Raw genomic sequence first — 566 nt, 5'->3', positions numbered from 1 at the left:
GTACCGGCGGCGCGGCGGCGGGCACGCTGACTTTCATGGTTGGCGCCACGCCTGAGTTGTTCGCGACCTTGCAGCCTGTGCTGGCGCAGATGGGTCGCAATATCGTGCACTGTGGCGAAGTCGGCACGGGGCAGATCGCCAAGATCTGCAACAACCTGCTGCTGGGAATTTCCATGGTGGGTGTCAGCGAAGCCATGGCGCTGGGCGATGCCTTGGGGATCGACACCCAGGTGCTGGCCGGGATCATCAACAGCTCGACGGGCCGCTGCTGGAGCTCGGACACCTACAACCCGTGGCCGGGCGTGATCGAAACGGCGCCGGCGTCCCGTGGCTATACCGGCGGTTTCGGCGCGGACCTGATGCTCAAGGACTTGGGCCTGGCCACCGAAGCGGCGCGTCAGGCTCGCCAGCCGGTGATATTGGGGGCGGTGGCGCAGCAGTTGTACCAGGCGATGAGCCAGCGGGGCGAGGGCGGCAAGGACTTTTCGGCGATTGTAAACAGCTATCGCAAGCCGCAGTAAACCTGTGATATCGAGAGGCTTTTGTGGCGAGGGAGCTTGCTCCCG

General features: G+C 64.7%; 1 protein-coding gene. It reads left to right on the top strand.

The features are described 5' to 3' along the window. Nucleotides 1-521: NAD-binding protein (locus OC610_RS28600; RefSeq protein WP_264433126.1), on the top strand; the 521-nt coding region annotated here is incomplete at its 5' end. Nucleotides 522-566: the final 45 nt, after the last annotated feature.

This window comes from Pseudomonas agronomica, from assembly GCF_025917275.1.
GTDB classification, from domain to species: domain Bacteria; phylum Pseudomonadota; class Gammaproteobacteria; order Pseudomonadales; family Pseudomonadaceae; genus Aquipseudomonas; species Aquipseudomonas agronomica.
The sequence above is the reverse complement of the archived record's forward strand: the minus strand, read 5'-3'. Positions and strand labels throughout refer to the sequence as shown.